Origin of the sequence: Streptomyces sp. TG1A-60 (genome assembly GCF_037201975.1) — a bacterium.
In the GTDB taxonomy this organism is placed as follows: Bacteria; Actinomycetota; Actinomycetes; order Streptomycetales; family Streptomycetaceae; genus Streptomyces.
In genome coordinates this window covers 2,343,576-2,361,693 of record NZ_CP147520.1, presented here as the reverse complement: position 1 = coordinate 2,361,693, position 18,118 = coordinate 2,343,576, and the positions used below count along the sequence as shown (strand labels likewise).

General features: G+C 69.8%; 14 protein-coding genes, 2 tRNA genes and 3 pseudogenes. 9 read left to right on the top strand and 10 right to left on the bottom strand.

All coding sequences use genetic code 11. From position 1 onward, the window contains the following. Nucleotides 1-15 precede the first annotated feature (15 nt). Nucleotides 16-186, bottom strand: a pseudogene (locus tag WBG99_RS09565) (trypsin-like serine protease); the annotation flags it as partial. On the opposite strand from WBG99_RS09565, the pseudogene WBG99_RS09560 reads away from it, so the two are divergent. The 3 genes and pseudogenes from WBG99_RS09560 to WBG99_RS09550 form a co-directional block, all read left to right on the top strand. Then, nucleotides 178-408 (top strand): annotated as a pseudogene (locus tag WBG99_RS09560) (hypothetical protein); the annotation flags it as partial. The pseudogenes WBG99_RS09565 and WBG99_RS09560 overlap by 9 nt on opposite strands. 165 nt (nucleotides 409-573) lie before the next feature. Then, a complete protein-coding gene (locus WBG99_RS09555; RefSeq protein WP_338895912.1) occupies nucleotides 574-2,157 on the top strand; it encodes an acyl-CoA carboxylase subunit beta in 1,584 nt (527 codons plus the stop codon). A gap of 57 nt (nucleotides 2,158-2,214) precedes the next feature. Beyond that, nucleotides 2,215-2,409: an acyl-CoA carboxylase epsilon subunit gene (locus tag WBG99_RS09550; RefSeq protein ID WP_338895911.1), complete on the top strand. Its 195-nt coding sequence runs from the start codon at nucleotides 2,215-2,217 to the stop codon at nucleotides 2,407-2,409. A gap of 304 nt (nucleotides 2,410-2,713) precedes the next feature. On the opposite strand, the gene WBG99_RS09545 is transcribed toward WBG99_RS09550, so the two are convergent. The 8 genes and pseudogenes from WBG99_RS09545 to WBG99_RS09510 all read right to left on the bottom strand — a co-directional run bounded on the left by WBG99_RS09545 (nucleotide 2,714) and on the right by WBG99_RS09510 (nucleotide 13,418). Beyond that, complete coding sequence (locus WBG99_RS09545; RefSeq protein ID WP_013000463.1) at nucleotides 2,714-3,295, bottom strand: ATP/GTP-binding protein; 582 nt, start codon at nucleotides 3,293-3,295, stop codon at nucleotides 2,714-2,716. Continuing rightward, nucleotides 3,276-3,844: pseudogene (locus WBG99_RS09540) on the bottom strand (DUF742 domain-containing protein). The gene WBG99_RS09545 and the pseudogene WBG99_RS09540 overlap by 20 nt, the downstream one beginning before the upstream one ends. A 98-nt stretch (nucleotides 3,845-3,942) precedes the next feature. After that, nucleotides 3,943-4,356 (bottom strand): roadblock/LC7 domain-containing protein, encoded by a 414-nt coding sequence (locus WBG99_RS09535; protein WP_033321188.1) that lies wholly within the window; start codon nucleotides 4,354-4,356, stop codon nucleotides 3,943-3,945. A gap of 10 nt (nucleotides 4,357-4,366) precedes the next feature. Next, on the bottom strand, nucleotides 4,367-7,597 hold the full coding sequence (locus tag WBG99_RS09530; protein ID WP_338895910.1) for a nitrate- and nitrite sensing domain-containing protein: 3,231 nt from the start codon (nucleotides 7,595-7,597) through the stop codon (nucleotides 4,367-4,369). Between the two features lie 409 nt (nucleotides 7,598-8,006). Further along, on the bottom strand, nucleotides 8,007-8,582 hold the full coding sequence (locus WBG99_RS09525; protein ID WP_338895909.1) for an ATP/GTP-binding protein: 576 nt from the start codon (nucleotides 8,580-8,582) through the stop codon (nucleotides 8,007-8,009). Beyond that, nucleotides 8,563-8,961, bottom strand: a complete 399-nt coding sequence (locus WBG99_RS09520) for a DUF742 domain-containing protein (protein WP_086754757.1) — start codon at nucleotides 8,959-8,961, stop codon at nucleotides 8,563-8,565. Before WBG99_RS09520 ends, WBG99_RS09525 begins: the two co-directional genes overlap by 20 nt. A gap of 110 nt (nucleotides 8,962-9,071) precedes the next feature. Beyond that, complete coding sequence (locus WBG99_RS09515; RefSeq protein WP_338900274.1) at nucleotides 9,072-9,485, bottom strand: roadblock/LC7 domain-containing protein; 414 nt, start codon at nucleotides 9,483-9,485, stop codon at nucleotides 9,072-9,074. 9 nt (nucleotides 9,486-9,494) lie between these two features. Further along, nucleotides 9,495-13,418: a nitrate- and nitrite sensing domain-containing protein gene (locus WBG99_RS09510; RefSeq protein ID WP_338895908.1), complete on the bottom strand. Its 3,924-nt coding sequence runs from the start codon at nucleotides 13,416-13,418 to the stop codon at nucleotides 9,495-9,497. A 601-nt stretch (nucleotides 13,419-14,019) separates the two neighbouring features. Between WBG99_RS09510 and WBG99_RS09505 the strand changes: the two genes are divergently transcribed. The 3 genes from WBG99_RS09505 (at nucleotide 14,020) to gltX (ending at nucleotide 16,660) form a co-directional block, all read left to right on the top strand. Further along, nucleotides 14,020-14,199: a hypothetical protein gene (locus WBG99_RS09505; protein ID WP_338895907.1), complete on the top strand. Its 180-nt coding sequence runs from the start codon at nucleotides 14,020-14,022 to the stop codon at nucleotides 14,197-14,199. A gap of 216 nt (nucleotides 14,200-14,415) precedes the next feature. Then, on the top strand, nucleotides 14,416-15,192 hold the full coding sequence (locus tag WBG99_RS09500) for a fumarylacetoacetate hydrolase family protein (RefSeq protein WP_338895906.1): 777 nt from the start codon (nucleotides 14,416-14,418) through the stop codon (nucleotides 15,190-15,192). After that, nucleotides 15,185-16,660, top strand: coding sequence for a glutamate--tRNA ligase (gene gltX / locus WBG99_RS09495; RefSeq protein WP_338895905.1), 1,476 nt, complete (start codon nucleotides 15,185-15,187; stop codon nucleotides 16,658-16,660). Before WBG99_RS09500 ends, gltX begins: the two co-directional genes overlap by 8 nt. An 88-nt stretch (nucleotides 16,661-16,748) precedes the next feature. Here the strand turns inward: gltX and WBG99_RS09490 are convergent, their stop codons facing one another. Beyond that, nucleotides 16,749-17,009 carry a hypothetical protein gene (locus WBG99_RS09490; protein WP_338895904.1) on the bottom strand — a complete coding sequence of 87 codons (261 nt, stop codon included), beginning with the start codon at nucleotides 17,007-17,009 and terminating at the stop codon, nucleotides 16,749-16,751. Between the two features lie 88 nt (nucleotides 17,010-17,097). On the opposite strand from WBG99_RS09490, the gene WBG99_RS09485 reads away from it, so the two are divergent. The 3 genes from WBG99_RS09485 to WBG99_RS09475 all read left to right on the top strand — a co-directional run bounded on the left by WBG99_RS09485 (nucleotide 17,098) and on the right by WBG99_RS09475 (nucleotide 18,107). Next, nucleotides 17,098-17,829: an HAD family hydrolase gene (locus WBG99_RS09485; RefSeq protein ID WP_338895903.1), complete on the top strand. Its 732-nt coding sequence runs from the start codon at nucleotides 17,098-17,100 to the stop codon at nucleotides 17,827-17,829. A gap of 91 nt (nucleotides 17,830-17,920) precedes the next feature. After that, nucleotides 17,921-17,992: transfer RNA gene (locus WBG99_RS09480), tRNA-Gln, on the top strand. 42 nt (nucleotides 17,993-18,034) lie between these two features. Then, nucleotides 18,035-18,107, top strand: a tRNA-Glu gene (locus WBG99_RS09475). Nucleotides 18,108-18,118: the final 11 nt, after the last annotated feature.

Genomic DNA, 18,118 nt, shown 5'->3' with positions numbered 1-18,118 from the left:
CTGCCGGGGTTCCGGTCAGAGAGTGGCCGCCGCCGCGGCGATCTGGGAGGCGAAGGTGGACACCTCGGTGTAGACACCGGGCGCGTTGGGCCGGGCACAGCCTATGCCCCAGCTGACGATGCCGACCTGGACCCACTGATCGGCGTTGTCCCTGCGGAACATCGGCCCGCCGGAGTCGCCCTGGCAGGCGTGCTGCTGCGCCGCCGGGGCGGACGGCTACCCTCTGCGTGAGCGAACCGCCGCGTACGGGCGAGCCGGTGGAGATCGCTTGGCGTGCGCAGGCCCACGCGGTGGTCCGGGCGGACCGGCCGGTCGAGGTGCTGGCGGCGGCCGACGGTCGGTTGCGGCTACGCGTCGCCCTCCGGCAAGGCCTGTGCCACGCACACCTGTGAGCTGACTCCCGCCTGAGAGGGCCCGCGCGCCTTTGTGCGACCCCTACAAGCGCCGCACCCTCTGAGCAGGAGGTTCGCCTGCATGCCGGGACGGTTCTGTTCAGGGGCACCAGGAAAACACGCCGGAGACTGTGCGGAGTCGACGGACCGGTTTGCGTGCCCGACTTCGTAAGGTCGCTACATGACCGTTTTGGATGAGGCACCGGGTGAGCCGACGGACGCGCGCGGGCGGGTGGCCGAGCTGCACGAGATTCGTGCCCAGGCGTTGGCCGGCCCGAGCGAGAAGGCGACCGAGGCGCAGCACGCCAAGGGCAAGCTGACCTCCCGGGAGCGCATCGAGCTGCTGCTGGACCCGGGCTCCTTCAACGAGGTCGAGCAGCTGCGCCGGCACCGGGCCACCGGATTCGGTCTGGAGGCCAGGAAGCCGTTCACCGACGGTGTCGTCACCGGCTGGGGCACGGTGGAGGGCCGTACGGTCTTCGTCTACGCCCATGACTTCCGTATCTTCGGCGGCGCCCTCGGCGAGGCCCACGCCACGAAGATCCACAAGATCATGGACATGGCCATCGCGGCAGGTGCCCCGCTGGTCTCGCTGAACGACGGCGCCGGCGCCCGTATCCAGGAGGGCGTCTCCGCCCTCGCCGGGTACGGCGGCATCTTCCAGCGCAACACCAGGGCGTCCGGTGTCATCCCGCAGATCAGCGTGATGCTCGGCCCGTGTGCGGGCGGTGCGGCCTACAGCCCCGCCCTCACGGACTTCGTGTTCATGGTCCGCGAGACGTCCCAGATGTTCATCACCGGCCCGGACGTCGTCAAGGCGGTCACCGGCGAGGAGATCACCCAGAACGGCCTCGGCGGCGCGGACGTGCACGCCGAGACCAGCGGCGTGGCCCACTTCGCGTACGACGACGAGGAGACGTGCATCGCCGAGGTGCGCTACCTCCTGTCGATGCTCCCGCAGAACAACCGCGAGAACCCGCCCCGCGTGGAGGCCTCCGACCCGGCGGACCGCCGTGGCGAGGTCCTGCTGGACCTGGTCCCGGCCGACGGTAACCGGCCGTACGACATGGCCAAGGTCATCGAGGAGATCGTCGACGACGGCGACTACCTGGAGGTCCACGAGCGCTGGGCCCGCAACATCATCTGCGCCCTCGGCCGGCTCGACGGCCAGGTGGTCGGCATCGTCGCCAACCAGCCGCAGACGCTGGCAGGGGTCCTGGACATCGAGGCATCGGAGAAGGCCGCCCGCTTCGTGCAGATGTGCGATGCCTTCAACATCCCGATCGTCACTCTTCTGGACGTTCCCGGCTTCCTGCCCGGCGTCGATCAGGAGCACGGTGGAATCATCCGCCACGGCGCGAAGCTGCTGTACGCGTACTGCAACGCGACCGTTCCCCGGATCTCCCTGATCCTTCGGAAGGCGTACGGAGGTGCCTACATCGTCATGGACAGCCAGTCCATCGGTGCGGACCTCACGTACGCGTGGCCGACCAACGAGATCGCCGTCATGGGCGCCGAAGGTGCCGCCAACGTCATCTTCCGGCGGCAGATCGCCGAGGCCGAGGACCCCGAGGCGATGCGGGTCCGGATGGTCAAGGAGTACAAGGCCGAGTTGATGCACCCGTACTACGCGGCCGAGCGCGGCCTCGTCGACGACGTGATCGACCCGGCGGACACCCGCGCGATCCTCATCCGCTCCCTCGCGATGCTCCACACCAAGCACGCCGACCTGCCGTCCCGCAAGCACGGCAACCCACCGCAGTAACCCAGCGGATCCCTCGCGGTACCCCTGCGGAAACCTCATCCCTGGAGACTGACACCCATGAACGTTCCTGACATCCGCGTCGAGAAGGGCCACGCCGAGCCCGAGGAAGTGGCCGCGATCACCGCCCTGCTCCTCGCCCGCGCCGCCGCCCGGCCCGCCGATGCCGCCCCGGTCCACCGGGGCCGTGCCCGCGCAGGCTGGCGTCGCCTGGAGCGCGAGCGGGGCTTCCGGGCGCCGCACAGCTGGCGGTAGGCCTGCGGCGCTGAGCGGTACCAGGGGCCCCTCTTTGGCAGAGGGGCCCCTTCGTCGTGTGTCCAGCGCCGTCGGGGTGCGGCGTGCTCGTACGGCTGCCGGTCCGTCGTGGTAGGGAGTTCCCCGCGCCCCCTGAAGGACTCGGGCGTACCCCGGGCTACTCAGAGGCGCGGGGAACCGCGAGTAACCACACACCATCCGTAGCCAGCGAATCCGAAGCACGACGGCGCTGAACGGAGCCGGACACGACGAAGGGGCCCCTCCGCCAAAGCGGGGCCCCTTCGTACCGCTGAGCGCCGCAGGCCTACCGCAGGCGGGCCATCAGTGCGTGTTCGACCAGGGTGATCAGCGCGCTCTTCGCGTCCGACCGATGCCGCGCGTCCGTGGTGATGATCGGCGTGTCCGGCCCGATCTGGAGAGCTTCCCGGACTTCGTCCGGGTTGTACGGCTGCTGGCCGTCGAAGCCGTTGAGCGCGATGACGAAGGGCAGGCCGCTGTTCTCGAAGTAGTCGACCGCCGGGAAGCAGTCGGCGAGACGGCGGGTGTCGACCAGGACGATCGCGCCGATGGCGCCGCGGACGAGGTCGTCCCACATGAACCAGAAGCGGTCCTGACCGGGGGTGCCGAACAGGTACAGGATGAGGTCCTGGTCCAGGGTGATGCGGCCGAAGTCCATGGCGACCGTGGTGGTCGTCTTGTCCCCGGTGTGGGTGAGGTCGTCGATGCCCGCCGACGCGGACGTCATGACGGCCTCGGTACGCAGCGGGTTGATCTCCGAGACGGCCCCGACGAACGTGGTCTTACCCACGCCGAAGCCACCCGCCACCACGATCTTCGCCGAGGTGGTGGAGCGGGAAGGACCGCCGCTAGAGCTTGCGAAGTCCACTGAGCACCCTTTCGAGCAGTGTCACGTCTGGCTGGCCGCCGGCGCTCTCGTCGCCGCCGGGCTGATGGATGGCGACCAGGCCCGCCTCCGCCAAGTCGGCGACGAGGATCCTGGCCACGCCGAGAGGGATCGTCAGGAGGGCCGAGATCTCGGCCACCGACTTGATCTCCCGGCAGAGGTTGCAGATCCGCTGATGCTCGGGCAACTGGCCCTGCATCTGGTGCGGCTGCGCGGTGGTGTGCACCAGCGCCTCGATGGCGAGCTGGTAGCGCGGCCTGGTGCGACCGCCCGTCATGGCGTACGGGCGCACCAGGGGATTGCTCGCCCCCCGGCGGGCGACGGCTCAGGGGTGCGGCGCTGCGGCTGCGCGGGCTGGATGCGTGGCGCCGACGGCTGGTCGTACGGCGAAGGGCCGGGACCCTGCGGTGCGTACGGCTGCTGACGGCTCGGTGCGGAGGGGAAGTTGTACCGGTTCTGGTCACCCTGGCCAGGCCCCTGGCCAGGGTATGACCAGTTGCCCGACGATGAACCGCCTGGGGGTGTTGCCACGTTCTCTCCTCCTCCGACTGTGCTGGCATCCATGGCTCATTGGAAGCCGCGTCTCGAAACCTTACGGCCCCGGGACGCCAAAACGCACCGTCTGACTGTTAGTTGAGCAGGCTGCCCTGGAGCTCCGCACGAAGATCGGGCGTCAGGACCGTACCGGCACGGTCCACCAGAAGAGCCATCTCGTACCCCACGAGACCGATGTCGGCTTCCGGATGTGCGAGAACGGCGAGCGAGGATCCGTCGGAAATGGACATGATGAAGAGGAACCCCCGCTCCATCTCCACAACCGTCTGATTGACGCTTCCACCTTCGAAAATGCGGGAGGCGCCCGCGGTCAGAGAGGTCAGACCCGACGCGACGGCCGCCAGCTGGTCGGCTCGGTCACGCGGAAACCCTTCGGACATCGCCAGAAGGAGTCCGTCGGCGGAGACCACCACCGTGTGCGACACCCCGGGGGTGTTGTCCACGAAATTGGTGATCAACCAGTTCAGGTTCTGCGCCGCCTGGCTCATCGGGCTCACACTAACGCTCCTGGTTGTAGGTGCTGTCAGGACCACTGTGGTGATTCCCAGTGGCCTGGCCGTTCGTTTCACTGCCTGCGTTGCGCCCGCGCTGGACCCCCTGGCGCAGGTTGCTCAGCCTGCCCCTGACGTCCTCGGGAGCGCGGGAGATCTGTGGACCTCCCTGCGGGGTCGTCCTGGCGGCTCCCTCGACCAGGTTGGCCTTGGGCACCCGCCGTGGCAGGCCGGAGGAGGTGACCCCGCCCGCCTTCGGCTTCTTCAGCTGGGAGGCCTGCTGCCAGCGCTGGTCGTTGGCCGAGCGCCAGTCGCCGTTCGGCCCCCCGGCCGTCGGCTGGTCCTGGGCCCCGTCCTGCCGTCCGTTCACGGCGCCCGCGCTGGTGCCGCCCGCGCCCGCGGTGGATCCGCGGCGGGGCAGGCCGGCGTCGGTCAGCGCGTGGCCGGCGGAGGGGGTGGGTCCCGGATGGTCGAAGCCTACGCGGTCCGACTCCTTCACGTCAGCGGCCTGCGCGGATTCCGGTTCCGGAGCGTACTCGGAGCCGTAGGAGCTCTGGTAGCCCTGCTGCTGCGGCCAGTCGTCCTGATAGGACGGCTCTTCGAAGCCCGCGTATGTCTCCGGGGCCGTCGAGGCGGTCGCCGCGTGGTCCTCCTGGACGGGCTCCTCATAGGCGGGCTCGGGGTAACCGCCGGTAGCGGTGAACGTGTCGTTCCCGCCCGGCAGGTGCCCGTTGCCGTTCGCCGTGCCGCCCGTGGAGCCGAAGTACGTCTCGTCGTACGGCTGCTGCGGCTGCTCGTACGACGTCTGCTGGTCGAACGACCGCTGAGGGTCCGCATAGGCCGTCGCGCCGTTGTCGTAGGACGGCTCGGGCGACTGGAAGTCGTCGCCGTAGCGTGGCGCCTCGGCGGCGGGCAGCTGCGGGTTCTGGTTCTGGGACTCGAGGGCCGCTCGACGCTCCTCGCGCATCAGGGAGCGGCCCACCGGGTCCAGATCGCGCAGGTCGTCCGGAACCTCGTAGCGGCTGTCGTCGAAGCCCAGTTCGGCGGCGGTCCGCATGGGGGCCATGCCCGGCTGCTGGTACGGGTGCTGCTCCGGGATGATCTGCGAGACGGTGAACTGGTCGGCCTGCGGCTGCTGCTGCTGCTCGCCACCGCCACCGTGCGTGATGACGTCCGGGAGCATGACCAGCGAGGTCGTGCCGGCCTGCTCGCCCGAGGGGCGCAGCTGGACGCGGACGCCGTGCCGGTCGGACAGCCGACCGACCACGAACAGGCCCATGCGCTGGGATATCGCGGCGTCCACGGTCGGCGGGTTGGCCAGCTTGTGGTTGATGTCCGCGAAGTCCTCGGCGGTGAGGCCGATGCCCTTGTCGTGGATCTCGATCATCACGCGGCCGTCGGGCAGACGGGTCGCGGTGACGCGCACCTTGGTCTGCGGGGAGGAGAACGTGGTGGCGTTCTCCAGCAGCTCGGCGAGCAGGTGCACGAGGTCGGTCACGGCACGGCCGTGGATCTCGGCCTCCGGGACGCCGGAGAGCTCGATGCGCTCGTACTGCTCCACCTCGGAGGAGGCGGCGCGCAGCACGTCGACCAGCGGGACCGGCTGGTCCCAGCGGCGGCCGGGCTCCTCGCCCGCGAGGACGAGGAGGTTCTCGCCGTTGCGGCGCATACGGGTCGCCAGGTGGTCCAGCTTGAAGAGGTTCTCCAGCTGGTCCGGGTCGGCCTCGTTGTTCTCCAGGTCGGTGATCAGGGTCAGCTGGCCCTCGATCAGCGACTGGTTGCGGCGCGAGAGGTTGGTGAAGATCGCGTTGATGTTGCCCCGCAGCAGGGCCTGCTCGGCGGCGAGCCGGACGGCCTCGCGGTGGACCTGGTCGAAGGCGCGGGCGACCTCGCCGATCTCGTCCGTGGAGGTGATCGGGATCGGTGCCACGCGGGTGTCCACCCGGCCGGGGTCGGTGCGCGAGAGCTGGTCGACCAGCATCGGCAGGCGCTGCTCGGCGATACCGAAGGCGGCGTTGCGCAGCTGACGCATCGAGCGGCTCATCTGGCGGGCCATGATCCCGGCGATGATGAACGCGGCGAGCAGGGCGACGATGACGATGGCGCCGTTGATGTACGCGTCGCGCTGGGCGTCGGAGGCGATCTGGCCGGCCTCGGTCACCGCGCGGTTGATCAGGTCGGTCTCGACCTCGCTGTAGCCCTCGAACTTCAGCGTGGAGGCCGTCATCCAGCTCTCGTAGGTGACGCCTTGCTTCGCGAGATCCTCGGGCGAGGCGCCGCTGCCGATCAGCTGGATCATCTTCAGCATGCTGTCCGGCGGCGCGACGTAGTCCGGGTCCTTGGCCGCGGCCTCGGCGGCCAGCTTCTTGCCCTCGTCGGTCTTCTGCGCCATGACCGACTCGAGACGGGAGGCGTCGGCCTCGGTACCACCGGAGACGTACTCCTGTACGGCGACGTTCTCCAGGTAGGCGTACGAGGTGAAGGCGGTGATCTGCCGACGGAAGATCGCCTCGTCCTCGCTGGGCCGGACCAGCAGGTGGGTGCCGATCGAGCGCTGGAGCGAGGCGGCGCCCTTGGCGAGGGCGATCGCGTAGACCGTACGGCCGTACGCGGTGACGTTTCCGGTACCCAGGCCGAGCTCGTTGGTGAACTCGAACAGCAGGTGCTCGACGGTGACGTAGTCCTCTTCGGTCTGCACCGGGTCGGCGGCCCGGGTGAACGCGGACTGCCGGATGTCCTCCAGCTTCGGCTCGGCCTCCTGCACCAGGCGCAGCCGGCGCTCCAGACCCTGTTTGGCGGGCATCCCGACGACCTCGGCGTGGAAGGCGTCGGCCTTCTCGTCGGTGAAGGCACGGGCGTCCTTGACGACCTCGCTGTCCCGGTCGCCCTCCAGCAGGGGCTGGGCCGAGAGGTCACGCTCGTTGAGCAGCGCTTCGGCGTACACGGCGGCGGCGGCTACGATCTTGGCGACCTTCTCCGCGTCCCGCGCTTCCTGCCAGGTGTCGATCGAGCCCTTCACCTGGAAGCCGCCCATGACCAGGCCGACCAGCACGGGTATGAGGAGAATCGCGTTCAGGCGGGTGGGCACACGCCAGTTGCGGGGAGAGAGGCGACTGCCGCTGGGCGCGGGAGCTGCCGTCGGCTCCGGTCCGGTCACTTGTGCGGGTGCCGCTCCGCGCGGCGGCGGGGTGAAGTTGCCCCGCGCCGACGGCTCGGGACCTTTCTTGCTTCGCCTCACTCGACCAACAACCTCTCGGCGCCGGCACCTACGTCGTGCCGCGGGTGACTCCACGCCCTAGTACGTCTTTGACTAATGGGCAGTTCAGGCATTCCAGCACGTCACGCTGAGGACTTCCAAACACTGGGAGGCAACGATTCCACGTGATGTAAGTCCCAGATAAAACGGTCAAAAAGAGCGAGCCCCGGCAAAAAGCGGGGCCATGGTGAGCGCAGCGGCACCGATCGACCGCGACGCGTGGTCATACCACCCTACTTCTCTGTCGAAACGTTATGAACACCGAGACCGACCGTGTCAAAGGACACAGCCGGCTTCGGTGTAACTACGACAACCGCTGTATGACGTTGTGGACTTGAGTCCTGTTTTGGCCCTGCTTCGGGTCCAGGCGCGGTGCTCGGCTTCCGGTGCCCTACCGGAGGCGCGCCATCAGCGCGTGCTCGACCAGGGTGATCAGCGCGCTCTTCGCGTCCGCACGGTGACGGGCGTCGGTGGTGATGATCGGGGCGTCGGGTCCGATCTGGAGTGCCTCACGCACCTCGTCCGGGTTGTACGGCTGGTGCCCGTCGAAGCCGTTGAGCGCGATGACGAAGGGCAGGCCGCTGTTCTCGAAGTAGTCGACCGCCGGGAAGCAGTCGGCGAGACGGCGGGTGTCGACCAGTACCACGGCCCCGATGGCGCCGCGGACGAGGTCGTCCCACATGAACCAGAAGCGGTCCTGACCGGGGGTGCCGAACAGGTACAGGATGAGGTCCTGGTCCAGGGTGATGCGGCCGAAGTCCATGGCGACCGTGGTGGTCGTCTTGTCCCCGGTGTGGGTGAGGTCGTCGATGCCCGCCGACGCGGACGTCATGACGGCCTCGGTACGCAGCGGGTTGATCTCCGAGACGGCCCCGACGAACGTGGTCTTGCCCACGCCGAAGCCACCCGCCACCACGATCTTCGCCGAGGTGGTGGTCCGTCCCGGTTCAGAGCTTGCGAAGTCCACTGAGCACCCTTTCGAGCAGTGTCACGTCCGGCGCGCCACCGGCGTTCTCGTCGCCACCGGGCTGGTGGATCGCGACGAGCCCGGCCTCCGCGAGGTCCGCGACAAGGATCCGTGCCACACCGAGCGGCATGGACAGCAGGGCCGACACCTCGGCCACCGACTTCACCTCGCGGCACAGGTGGCAGATCCGCTGGTGCTCGGGGAGCAGCCCCATCAGGTGCGCGGGGTCTGCCGTCGTACTGATCAGCGCCTCGAGGGCGAGCTGGTAACGCGGCCGCGTCCGGCCACCGGTCATGGCGTATGGCCGAACCAGCGGCTGGTCGCCCTCGTCTCCGTACGGCTCTGCGTACGGATCGTGAGGAGCGGTGGGCGGGGTCATTGATCCTCCGAGCGGGACAGCAAGTCGGTCGGTCGCGCCGTCTGACGGGGGCCGGTGGGGGACTGCGGCGGCCGGACGGTGGTTTGGTGAGTTCTGTGCATCCGCAGGCGTCAGTGGAGCAGACTGCCTTGGAGCTCGGCACGCAGGTCGGGTGTGAGCACGGCGCCCGCACGGTCGACGAGCAGTGCCATCTCGTAACCGACGAGGCCGATGTCGCACTCGGGGTGGGCGAGTACGGCCAGCGACGAACCGTCCGAGACGGACATCAGGAAGAGGAAGCCGCGCGCCATCTCCACCACGGTCTGGGCCACGTCCCCGCCCTCGAAGATCCGGGACGCCCCGGCTGTGAGCGAGGTGAGCCCGGAGGCCACGGCCGCGAGCTGGTCGGCGCGGTCGCGTGGAAAACCTTCCGACATCGCCAGTAGAAGGCCGTCGGCGGAGACGACGACGGTGTGGGACACCCCGGGGGTGTTGTCCACGAAGTTGGTGATCAACCAGTTGAGGTTCTGTGCCGCCTGGCTCATCTGGCTCAACTAACGCTCCTGCTGGTGAGTGGGGCTCGGGAAGCTGCCGGTCTGGCCGGTACCGGCCTGTCGACCCTGCGCGATGCCCCGACGGAGATTGGTCAGCCGGCCGCGAACCTCATCAGGCGATCGCGAGACCTGCGGACCGGTTTGGTGCTGTTGCTGCTGAGCCGTGCCCGGCACGAGGTTCGCGCGCGGGACCCGGCGCGGCAGGCCGGAGGTGGTGACCCCGCCCGCCGACGGCTGACGGGCGCGTTCTGCCTGGCGGACCAGGTCGTCATTGGGAGTGCTGCGCCAGGTGGGAGAGGCAGGCGCGGCGGAGGGCGCCGACCGCCGGCCGGCGGGCCCTCCCTGCTCGAACGAGGACGAGCGGGTGGGAGAGGCCGGAGCCTGCGGGGCAGGCGCGGCGGGCTGCTGCTGCGGCGCGCGGCCGTCGCCAGGCTGCTGCTGCTCCTGTCGGCCGCTCTCCCCGTTCTGACCGCCGTGACCGTGGAACCAGTTGGTCTCCAGTGTGTCGTACAGCGGCGTACGGCCGTCCATCGGACCCGTCGCCGGCGGCAGTGCCTCCGGCTCCTGCGGGCGGGCGGAGCGCTGCGGGGGCATCGGCGGACGCTGCGGCGGCACCGGCGGGCGAGGCGCGCCGAAGCTCTCACCGTTGACCTGCGGCCGCTCGAACTGTCCGCTGTCCTGCGGGTTCTGCCGACCCGCGGCCGGGAACCGCCCGGTGCCCGGGCCGTTCTGCCGGCCGGGCACGCCGAACTCTCCGGTGTCCCGCGGGTTCTGCCACTCCGGGGCCCCGTACTGCCCGGCGTCCTGCGGGTTCTGCCGGCCCGGAGCCGGGAACTGGCCCGCGCCGGAGCTGTCGTAGCCCGGTGCGGCGAACTGACCGGAGGACGACGGGTCCTGCGAGGCGCCGCGGGGCGGGCCCCCGGGTGCCGACTGAGTACCGCCCTCCCCGAACACGTCGGAGCGCAGGAAGGACCCGGTGCCGTTCTGCGGGGTGCCCGCGCCGGGGCGCTGGGCGTCGAAGTCGGAGTGCTGCGGGAAGTCCGGGGCCGGGCCCTGGCCGGGGTCGATCCGCGGCATCGGCGCGGTGACGTCCGGCTGCTCGTCGTGGCCGCGCGGGGTGTCCAGCGAGGCGCGCGGCACCGGCGGCTGCGCGTTGTCGTCGCTCCAGCTCGGCGTCCGCGACGGGGAGTTGCCACCGGGCAGCTCGGCGCGGGGGCCACCGCGGCCGGGCAGCTGCGGACGGCGCCTGCCGGAACGTTCCTTGCCCTGCTTCGGCGGCACGGCGCCGGGGCCGCTGTCGGGGCCACCCGGCCGGGCCGCACCGGCGTCACCCGGACCGCCGGCCGGGCGCAGGCCCGAGCCGCCGCCCGGGAAGCCGCCCTGGCGTCCGGAGTCGTCAAAGCTCTCGAAGTTCCTGGGGCCACCGGTCCCGGCGGCCTGCAGCCCCTGCGGGGCACCCGGTGCCTGACCGCCGCCGAACCCGCCGGCACCGGCGCCCGCCGGAGCCGGTCGGCCGCCCTGTGGGGGCGAGGGCGGGCCGCCCTGCGGCCCACGCGGGCCACCGGGGTTGCCGGGCAGTGCGGCCCGCGGACCCTGGCCCGCGCCGACCTGTCCACGCTGCGGAGGGCCACCGAGGAGACCGCCGCCACCGCCCAGCGGCGGACCCGCCTGGCCACCGTTCTGGCGACGCGCGGCGGCGGCACCGGCCGCGGCCTGCGCGGCGGCGGGACCACCGGTGGAGGGGGCACCCTGGCCGGGCTTGCCCGGGGTGGGCTTCTTGTTGCCCTGGGCGACGTCGACGGGGAGCATGACCAGCGCGGTCGTACCGCCCGAGTCGGACGGGCGCAGCTGGATACGAATGCCGTGGCGCTGCGAGAGCCGGCCGACCACGAACAGACCCATGCGGCGGGAGACGGAGACGTCCACGGTGGGCGGCGAGGCGAGCCGCTCGTTGATCGCCGCGAGGTCCTCAGGGGAGAGGCCGATACCGGTGTCGTGGATCTCGATCAGCACGCGGCCGTCGGGCAGCGCGTGACCGGTGACCTTGACCTTGGTCTGCGGCGAGGAGAACGAGGTGGCGTTCTCCAGCAGCTCGGCGAGCAGGTGCACGAGGTCGTTGACGACACGGCCCGCCACTTCGGTGGTCGGCACGGAGGCCAGCTCGATGCGCTCGTACTGCTCCACCTCGGACGCGGCGGCGCGGAGCACGTCGACCAGCGGGACCGGACGGGTCCAGCGGCGACCGGGCTCCTCACCGGCGAGCACGAGGAGGTTCTCACCGTTACGGCGCATGCGGGTGGCGAGGTGGTCGAGTTTGAACAGCGACGACAGCTGGTCCGGGTCGGCCTCGCGGGACTCCAGCTCGGAGATGAGCGAGAGCTGACGCTGGATGAGGCCCTGGGAGCGGCGCGAGAGGTTGGTGAACATCGCGTTGACGTTGCCCCGGAGCAGGGCCTGCTCGGCGGCGAGGCGGACCGCCTCGCGGTGCACGTCGTCGAAGGCCGCGGCCACCTGGCCGATCTCGTCGCGCGAGTGCACACCGACCGACTCGACGGAGGTGTCGACGTCCTGCGGGTCCGACTCCGACAGCTGCTTGACCAGCTCGGGCAGCCGGTCCTGGGCGACCTTGGTCGCGGTGTCCTGCAGCCGGCGCAGCGAGCGGATCATGGAGCGGGCCACGACGAACGCGCCGACCAGGGAGACACCGAGGACGAGCAGGATCAGCGCACCGGAGATGATCGCCTCTTGCTCGGACTCCGCACGGAGGGTACGAGCGGTCTGCTCCATCTCCTCCAGCAGCGTGCCCTCGATCTTCTTCATCTGCTCGATCTCGGCAGAGGAGTCGTCGGTCCAGTCCTTGTACGAGCGCTTGTCCTGTCCGCGCAGACCGTTCGCGCTGGCGAGCACCCGGTCCGCGTAGACTTCGGCGGCCTCGATGGTGGGGCTCGCGTCGTCGATCGGCCTGGTCATCTCCTCGGCGCCGTCACCGTAGATGTCGGAGAAGGTGCTGCGGTCGGACTCCTCGTTCGCCAGCGCCGAGCTCGCGTACAGCCGGTCGTTCTCGGAGAGCGATCCGGACTTGTCCTTGCTCTCGGGCAGGGCCGCCGCGATGACCGCGCGCTGCACCGAGGCGAACTCCTTGGCGGAGGAGAACGCCGCCAGGGCACGGGTGCGCTTGATCATGTCCGGGTTGCTGGTGGCCTCGGCCATGTCCGTGGACAGGCCCAGCAGTTGGGTGATCAGACGGTGGTAGGCCTCGACCGTCTGCGTGGAGTTCTCGGGGTCCGCGTAGGCCGTCTTGCGGATGGCGTTGAGGTTGTTCAGCTCGCGGACGACCCGGACGAGACTGTCACGGACACCGGGCAGCCGGTCCGTCGTGCTCGCGCTGTCGGCTTCCTGGGTGGCGTCGGTGAACTGGACGCGGGCCTGGTCCGTCTTCTCGCGGGTGCCCTTGACCGTGAAGTCGGTGGCGCTCAGACCGTGCGAGAGGGGACCGGCGGACAGGTCGCGCTCCTGCTGGAGCGCGGTGGCCAGCTCGGTCGCCTGCTTGGTCATGTCGGTCAGCAGCCGCATGTTGTCGAGCTGCTGGATGTCGTCCACGTTGTCGCCGATGCGCAGCGCGCCGAGAGAGGTCGCCGCCACCACGGGGAGCGCGAGCAGCGAGACGAGACGGGTCGAGATGCGCCAGTTGCGCAGGGCTATACGGGAGCCGGGACCACTGGCACCGGCCTTGTTGCCGCCCTTGGACCTGTCGGGCGGCGTGGGAGGAACTGACGCGCCGGGGCGCCCGGAGCGCTCACCGCCGTCGCCGATCTCCGCCGGACCCGGGTTCTGGGCGTGCTGGGGGGAGGAACCGTGGCCGGTTCCGTTGTGTGGCTCCGGCTCCGCCGAAGCGCTGCCATCCCTCTTGAAACGTCCCTGCACTAGCGTCGCAACCTCTGGACCAGGCGTCCCACCGCGTGAACGGAGGGACGGTGTCGGCGTCTTCGGGGACGCCCTGAATACGTCCCCATCGGTGGTCGTGAGTGACCGGCGCTGCTCCCCCTCCCACCGCCGCCAGGCGCTGCTGTGCGCCTCTGCGCGCCGGCACGATCCTGCGGCGGTCCGTGGAATTCCAGCACAGTGCCGGATCTCCAACAAGGCCAGCGGATAACGGTCTGTTCACTGTCACGGCACGTGAGGAGCGCGTCACCAGACGTGGAGGGTGTTTCGGCTCATATCGGGCATAGTTGTGCGATCCGCAGGGGTGGGCAGGGTGTCCCAGTCGCCATGATCAGGAGCGGAATGCGGGCTTCAGGTCATTTATGTCCGTTTCGTGGAGCCGGATCGAGGGTCCGGATTGCCCGGTTTACCCATGGCTGAGTGAGCGAACTCACACATCGATCATGTCTTCTTCACGACATGGCCCGGGAACCGCATGTTTAGCCTGACGCTTTACAGGGATGGCGAATCCGACAACCCGCGCTTGCGGGGCGGCCCTCGCGGCCCGTCCCGGCGCCCGCACACGACGAGGTCTTGAACAACAGTGAAGACGACGACGATGTTCCGCACGATAGCCAACCCCCGGCGCACCACGCTGGCCCACCTCGTCGACGCCGAGGACCTGCGCACGCCGGAGCAGGAGCACTCCGTCGACCTCCCCTCCCAGACCGCCAACCCCCGCCGGACGGTTCTGATGACGGTCCCGGTCCGGACGGCGGAGTAGTTGCACGCCCACGTACGCGCCGAATCCGCCGACTGCTCAATCCGGTACCTGTGAAAAACCGGCGGACTCCCGCGAGCAACGAAGACGAAGGGCGCCCGGCACGAGCGGGCGCCCTTCGTCGCGCGTACCGCTCTCATGCGCGAGGCGGGCACCCCGCCCCGCGTTAGCCTGGAGCGTCACACTCCAGCCAGCTCAGTTAAGGGGCGCAAGCATCCCGTGCGCATCGCCAGGTTCTCCATCGACGGGAACGTAGCCTTCGGCGCGGTCGAGGGCGACAAGCCGGACGAGCTCGTCCTCGACATCATCAAGGGCATCCCGTTCGCGGACTTCGAGCTCTCCGGTACCAAGGTCCCGCTCAGCAAGGTCAGGCTGCTGCCGCCGGTGCTCCCCAACAAGGTCGTGGCCTTCGGCCGCAACTACGCCGCGCACGCGCGCGAGCTGGGCAACGACGTCCCCGACGCCCCGTTCGCCTTCTTCAAGCCGGCCACCTCGGTGATCGGCCCCGGCGACGAGATCCAGTACCCGGCCTTCTCCCAGGACCTCCACCACGAGGCCGAGCTGGCCGTCGTCATCGGCCGCATGTGCCGCGAGGTCCCGCGCGAGCGCGTCAAGGAGGTGATCTTCGGCTACACCTGCGCCAACGACATCACCGCCCGCGACGTCCAGAAGCGCGAGAAGCAGTGGGCCAGGGCCAAGGGTTTCGACACCTCCTGCCCGCTCGGTCCCTGGGTGGAGACCGACCTGGACCCGGGCGACCTGACCGTCCAGCTCACCGTCAACGGCCGACAGCGCCAGCTCGGCCGTACGAGCGAGATGATCCACTCCATCGAGGACCTGATCGTCAACATCACCGAGGCCATGACGCTGCTCCCCGGCGACGTGATCCTCACGGGCACCCCGGCAGGGGTCGGCCCCCTCAACGTCGGCGACGAGGTCGCCGTCACCATCGAAGGCATCGGCACTCTCACCAACAAGGTGATCAAGCGTGGCTAACGGCTCCGTCCGCGTACGTTTCTGTCCGTCCCCGACCGGCAACCCCCATGTGGGTCTGGTCCGCACGGCCTTGTTCAACTGGGCGTTCGCCCGCCACACCGGCGGCACGTTCGTCCTCCGCATCGAGGACACCGACGCCGCCCGCGACTCCGAGGAGTCCTACGCGCAGCTCCTGGACTCCCTGCGCTGGCTGGGCTTCACCTGGGACGAGGGCCCCGAGGCCGGCGGCCCGCACGCGCCGTACCGCCAGTCGCAGCGGATGGACACCTACCGGGAGATCGCCCGGAAGCTCCGGGACGCGGGCCACGCGTACCACTGCTACTGCACCGCATCAGAACTGGAGGAGCGCCGCGACGCCGCCCGCGCCGCCGGCAGGCCCTCCGGCTACGACGGCAAGTGCCGCGAGGTCACGCCCGAGCAGAGGACGCGGTACGAGGCGGAGGGCCGCGAGCCCATCGTCCGCTTCCGCATGCCCGACGAGACGATCACCTTCACCGACCTGGTGCGCGGCGAGCTGACCTTCACCCCGGAGAACGTGCCGGACTACGGCATCGTCCGCGCGAACGGCGCTCCCCTCTACACGCTCGTCAACCCCGTCGACGACGCCCTGATGAAGATCACCCACGTCCTGCGGGGAGAGGACCTGCTCTCCTCGACGCCCCGCCAGATCGCCCTCTACGAGGCGCTGATGGAGCTCGGCATCGCGAAGGCGGTCCCCTCCTTCGGGCACCTGCCGTACGTCATGGGCGAGGGCAACAAGAAGCTGTCCAAGCGCGACCCGCAGTCGAGCCTGAACCTCTACCGGGAGCGCGGCTTCCTGCCCGAGGGCCTGCTCAACTACCTCTCCCTGCTGGGCTGGTCGCTCTCCGCGGACCAGGACGTCTTCACGATCGAGGAGATGGTCGCCGCCTTCGACATCGCGGACGTGAACCCCAACCCGGCCCGCTTCGACCTGAAGAAGGCCGAGGCGATCAACGCCGACCACATCCGTCTGCTGGATGTGAAGGAGTTCACCGAGCGCTGCGCCCCGTGGCTGAAGGCCCCGTTCGCCCCCTGGGCGCCGGAGGACTTCGACGAGGCGAAGTGGGAGGCCATCGCCCCGCACGCGCAGACCCGCCTCAAGGTCCTCTCGGAGGTCACGGACAACGTCGACTTCCTGTTCCTGCCGGAGCCGGTGGAGGACGAGGTGAGCTGGACGAAGGCGATGAAGGAGGGCTCCGACGCGCTCCTGCGCACGGCGAGGGCGAAGCTGGAGGCCGCCGACTGGACCTCGGCCGAGTCGCTGAAGGAGGCCGTCCTGGCCGCCGGCGAGGCCCACGGTCTCAAGCTCGGCAAGGCCCAGGCCCCCGTCCGCGTCGCCGTCACCGGCCGTACGGTCGGCCTCCCCCTCTTCGAGTCCCTGGAGATCCTGGGCCAGGAGAAGACTTTGGCCCGCATCGACGCGGCCCTGGCCAAGCTGGCGGCGTAACGCACGCGAGGACGCCACGCGCAGGAGAAGGGGCGGCACCACCGGGTGCCGCCCCTTCGCGCTGATCAGACGGCGTCGTTCTCGTCGATCAGACAGGCGCTCTCGTCGAAGATCTCCAGCACGGCGACCACCATGATCGCCCGGCGACCACGTACTCCAGCACCACGCCAGGGGCGACGTAGGCCCTGCGCAGACTGTCGTCCGGGCCCAGTGGCGCGGTGGAGGTCTTGCGGAACGGATCACGGGCCATTACACGCACGGCCTTGTCCAGCTGGGCCCGGCGCTCTCCGGGCAGAGCGTCGTACGTCGCGCGGGCCTCGACGGTGAACTGGACGCGGTACTCGGTCATGGCTGTGACCCGGTCTTCCACGCGTCGGTCCCACCACGTCAGGGCATCCGGGATACAGGAGGCCCTGCTCACGGTTACCGTCGATTCCATGAACATCAAGGCCGTGGTCTGGGACGTCGACGACACCCTCTTCGACTACACCACGGCCGACCGCGCCGGAATGAGCGACCACCTGGCCGCCGAGGGGCTGCTCGACGGGTACGAGTCGGTCGAACAGGCGCTGCGGCGCTGGCGCGACCTCACCGACCAGCAGTGGGCGCGGTACGCGGCGGGCGGGCTCGACTGGGAGGCCACCCGGCGCGACCGCGTCCGGGATTTCCTGGAGGAGCCGCTGAGCGACCGGGCGGCCGACGCCTGGTTCGACCGTTACATCGCTCACTACGAGCGGGCCTGGACCCTCTTCCCGGACGTCCTGCCCATCCTGGACGCCCTCGCCGCCACCCATCGCCACGCCGTCCTGTCGAACTCCACGATCCGCGTCCAGGACCACAAGCTGCGCGTCCTCGGCGTTCGGGACCGCTTCGAGGCGGTGCTCTGCGCGGCCGAGCTGGGGGTCCACAAGCCGGCCGCCAAGGCGTTCCACGCGGCATGCCAGGCCCTGGAGCTGTCACCGTGCCAGGTCGCGTACGTCGGCGACCACCCGGAGATCGACGGACGGGGGGCCGCGGACGCCGGTCTGCTGTCGGTCTGGATCGATCGCGGCGGTGTCCACGCGACCGTCGACCTCCCGGCCGGTCCGCACCGGATCGCCACCCTCGCCGAACTCCCCTCGATCCTCGGCTCCGATACCCGTTTTGGAGCGCCGTCCACCTTCGGGTAATGTTCTTTCTGCGCCGCCGGGGAGCGGGTCGAAAAGACCGGAACCGACGGAGCGAACTAGAACAAGATCCCCTCAGGGGCTTGCGTTCCAGTGGCCTATGGTGTAATTGGCAGCACGACTGATTCTGGTTCAGTTAGTCTTGGTTCGAGTCCAGGTAGGCCAGCTCGCAGAGCTCATCTGCACATGCGGAGATCAGATCCGCGAAGCCCCCGTTGTGTAGCGGCCTAGCACGCTGCCCTCTCAAGGCAGTAGCGCCGGTTCGAATCCGGTCGGGGGTACAGATCCTTCC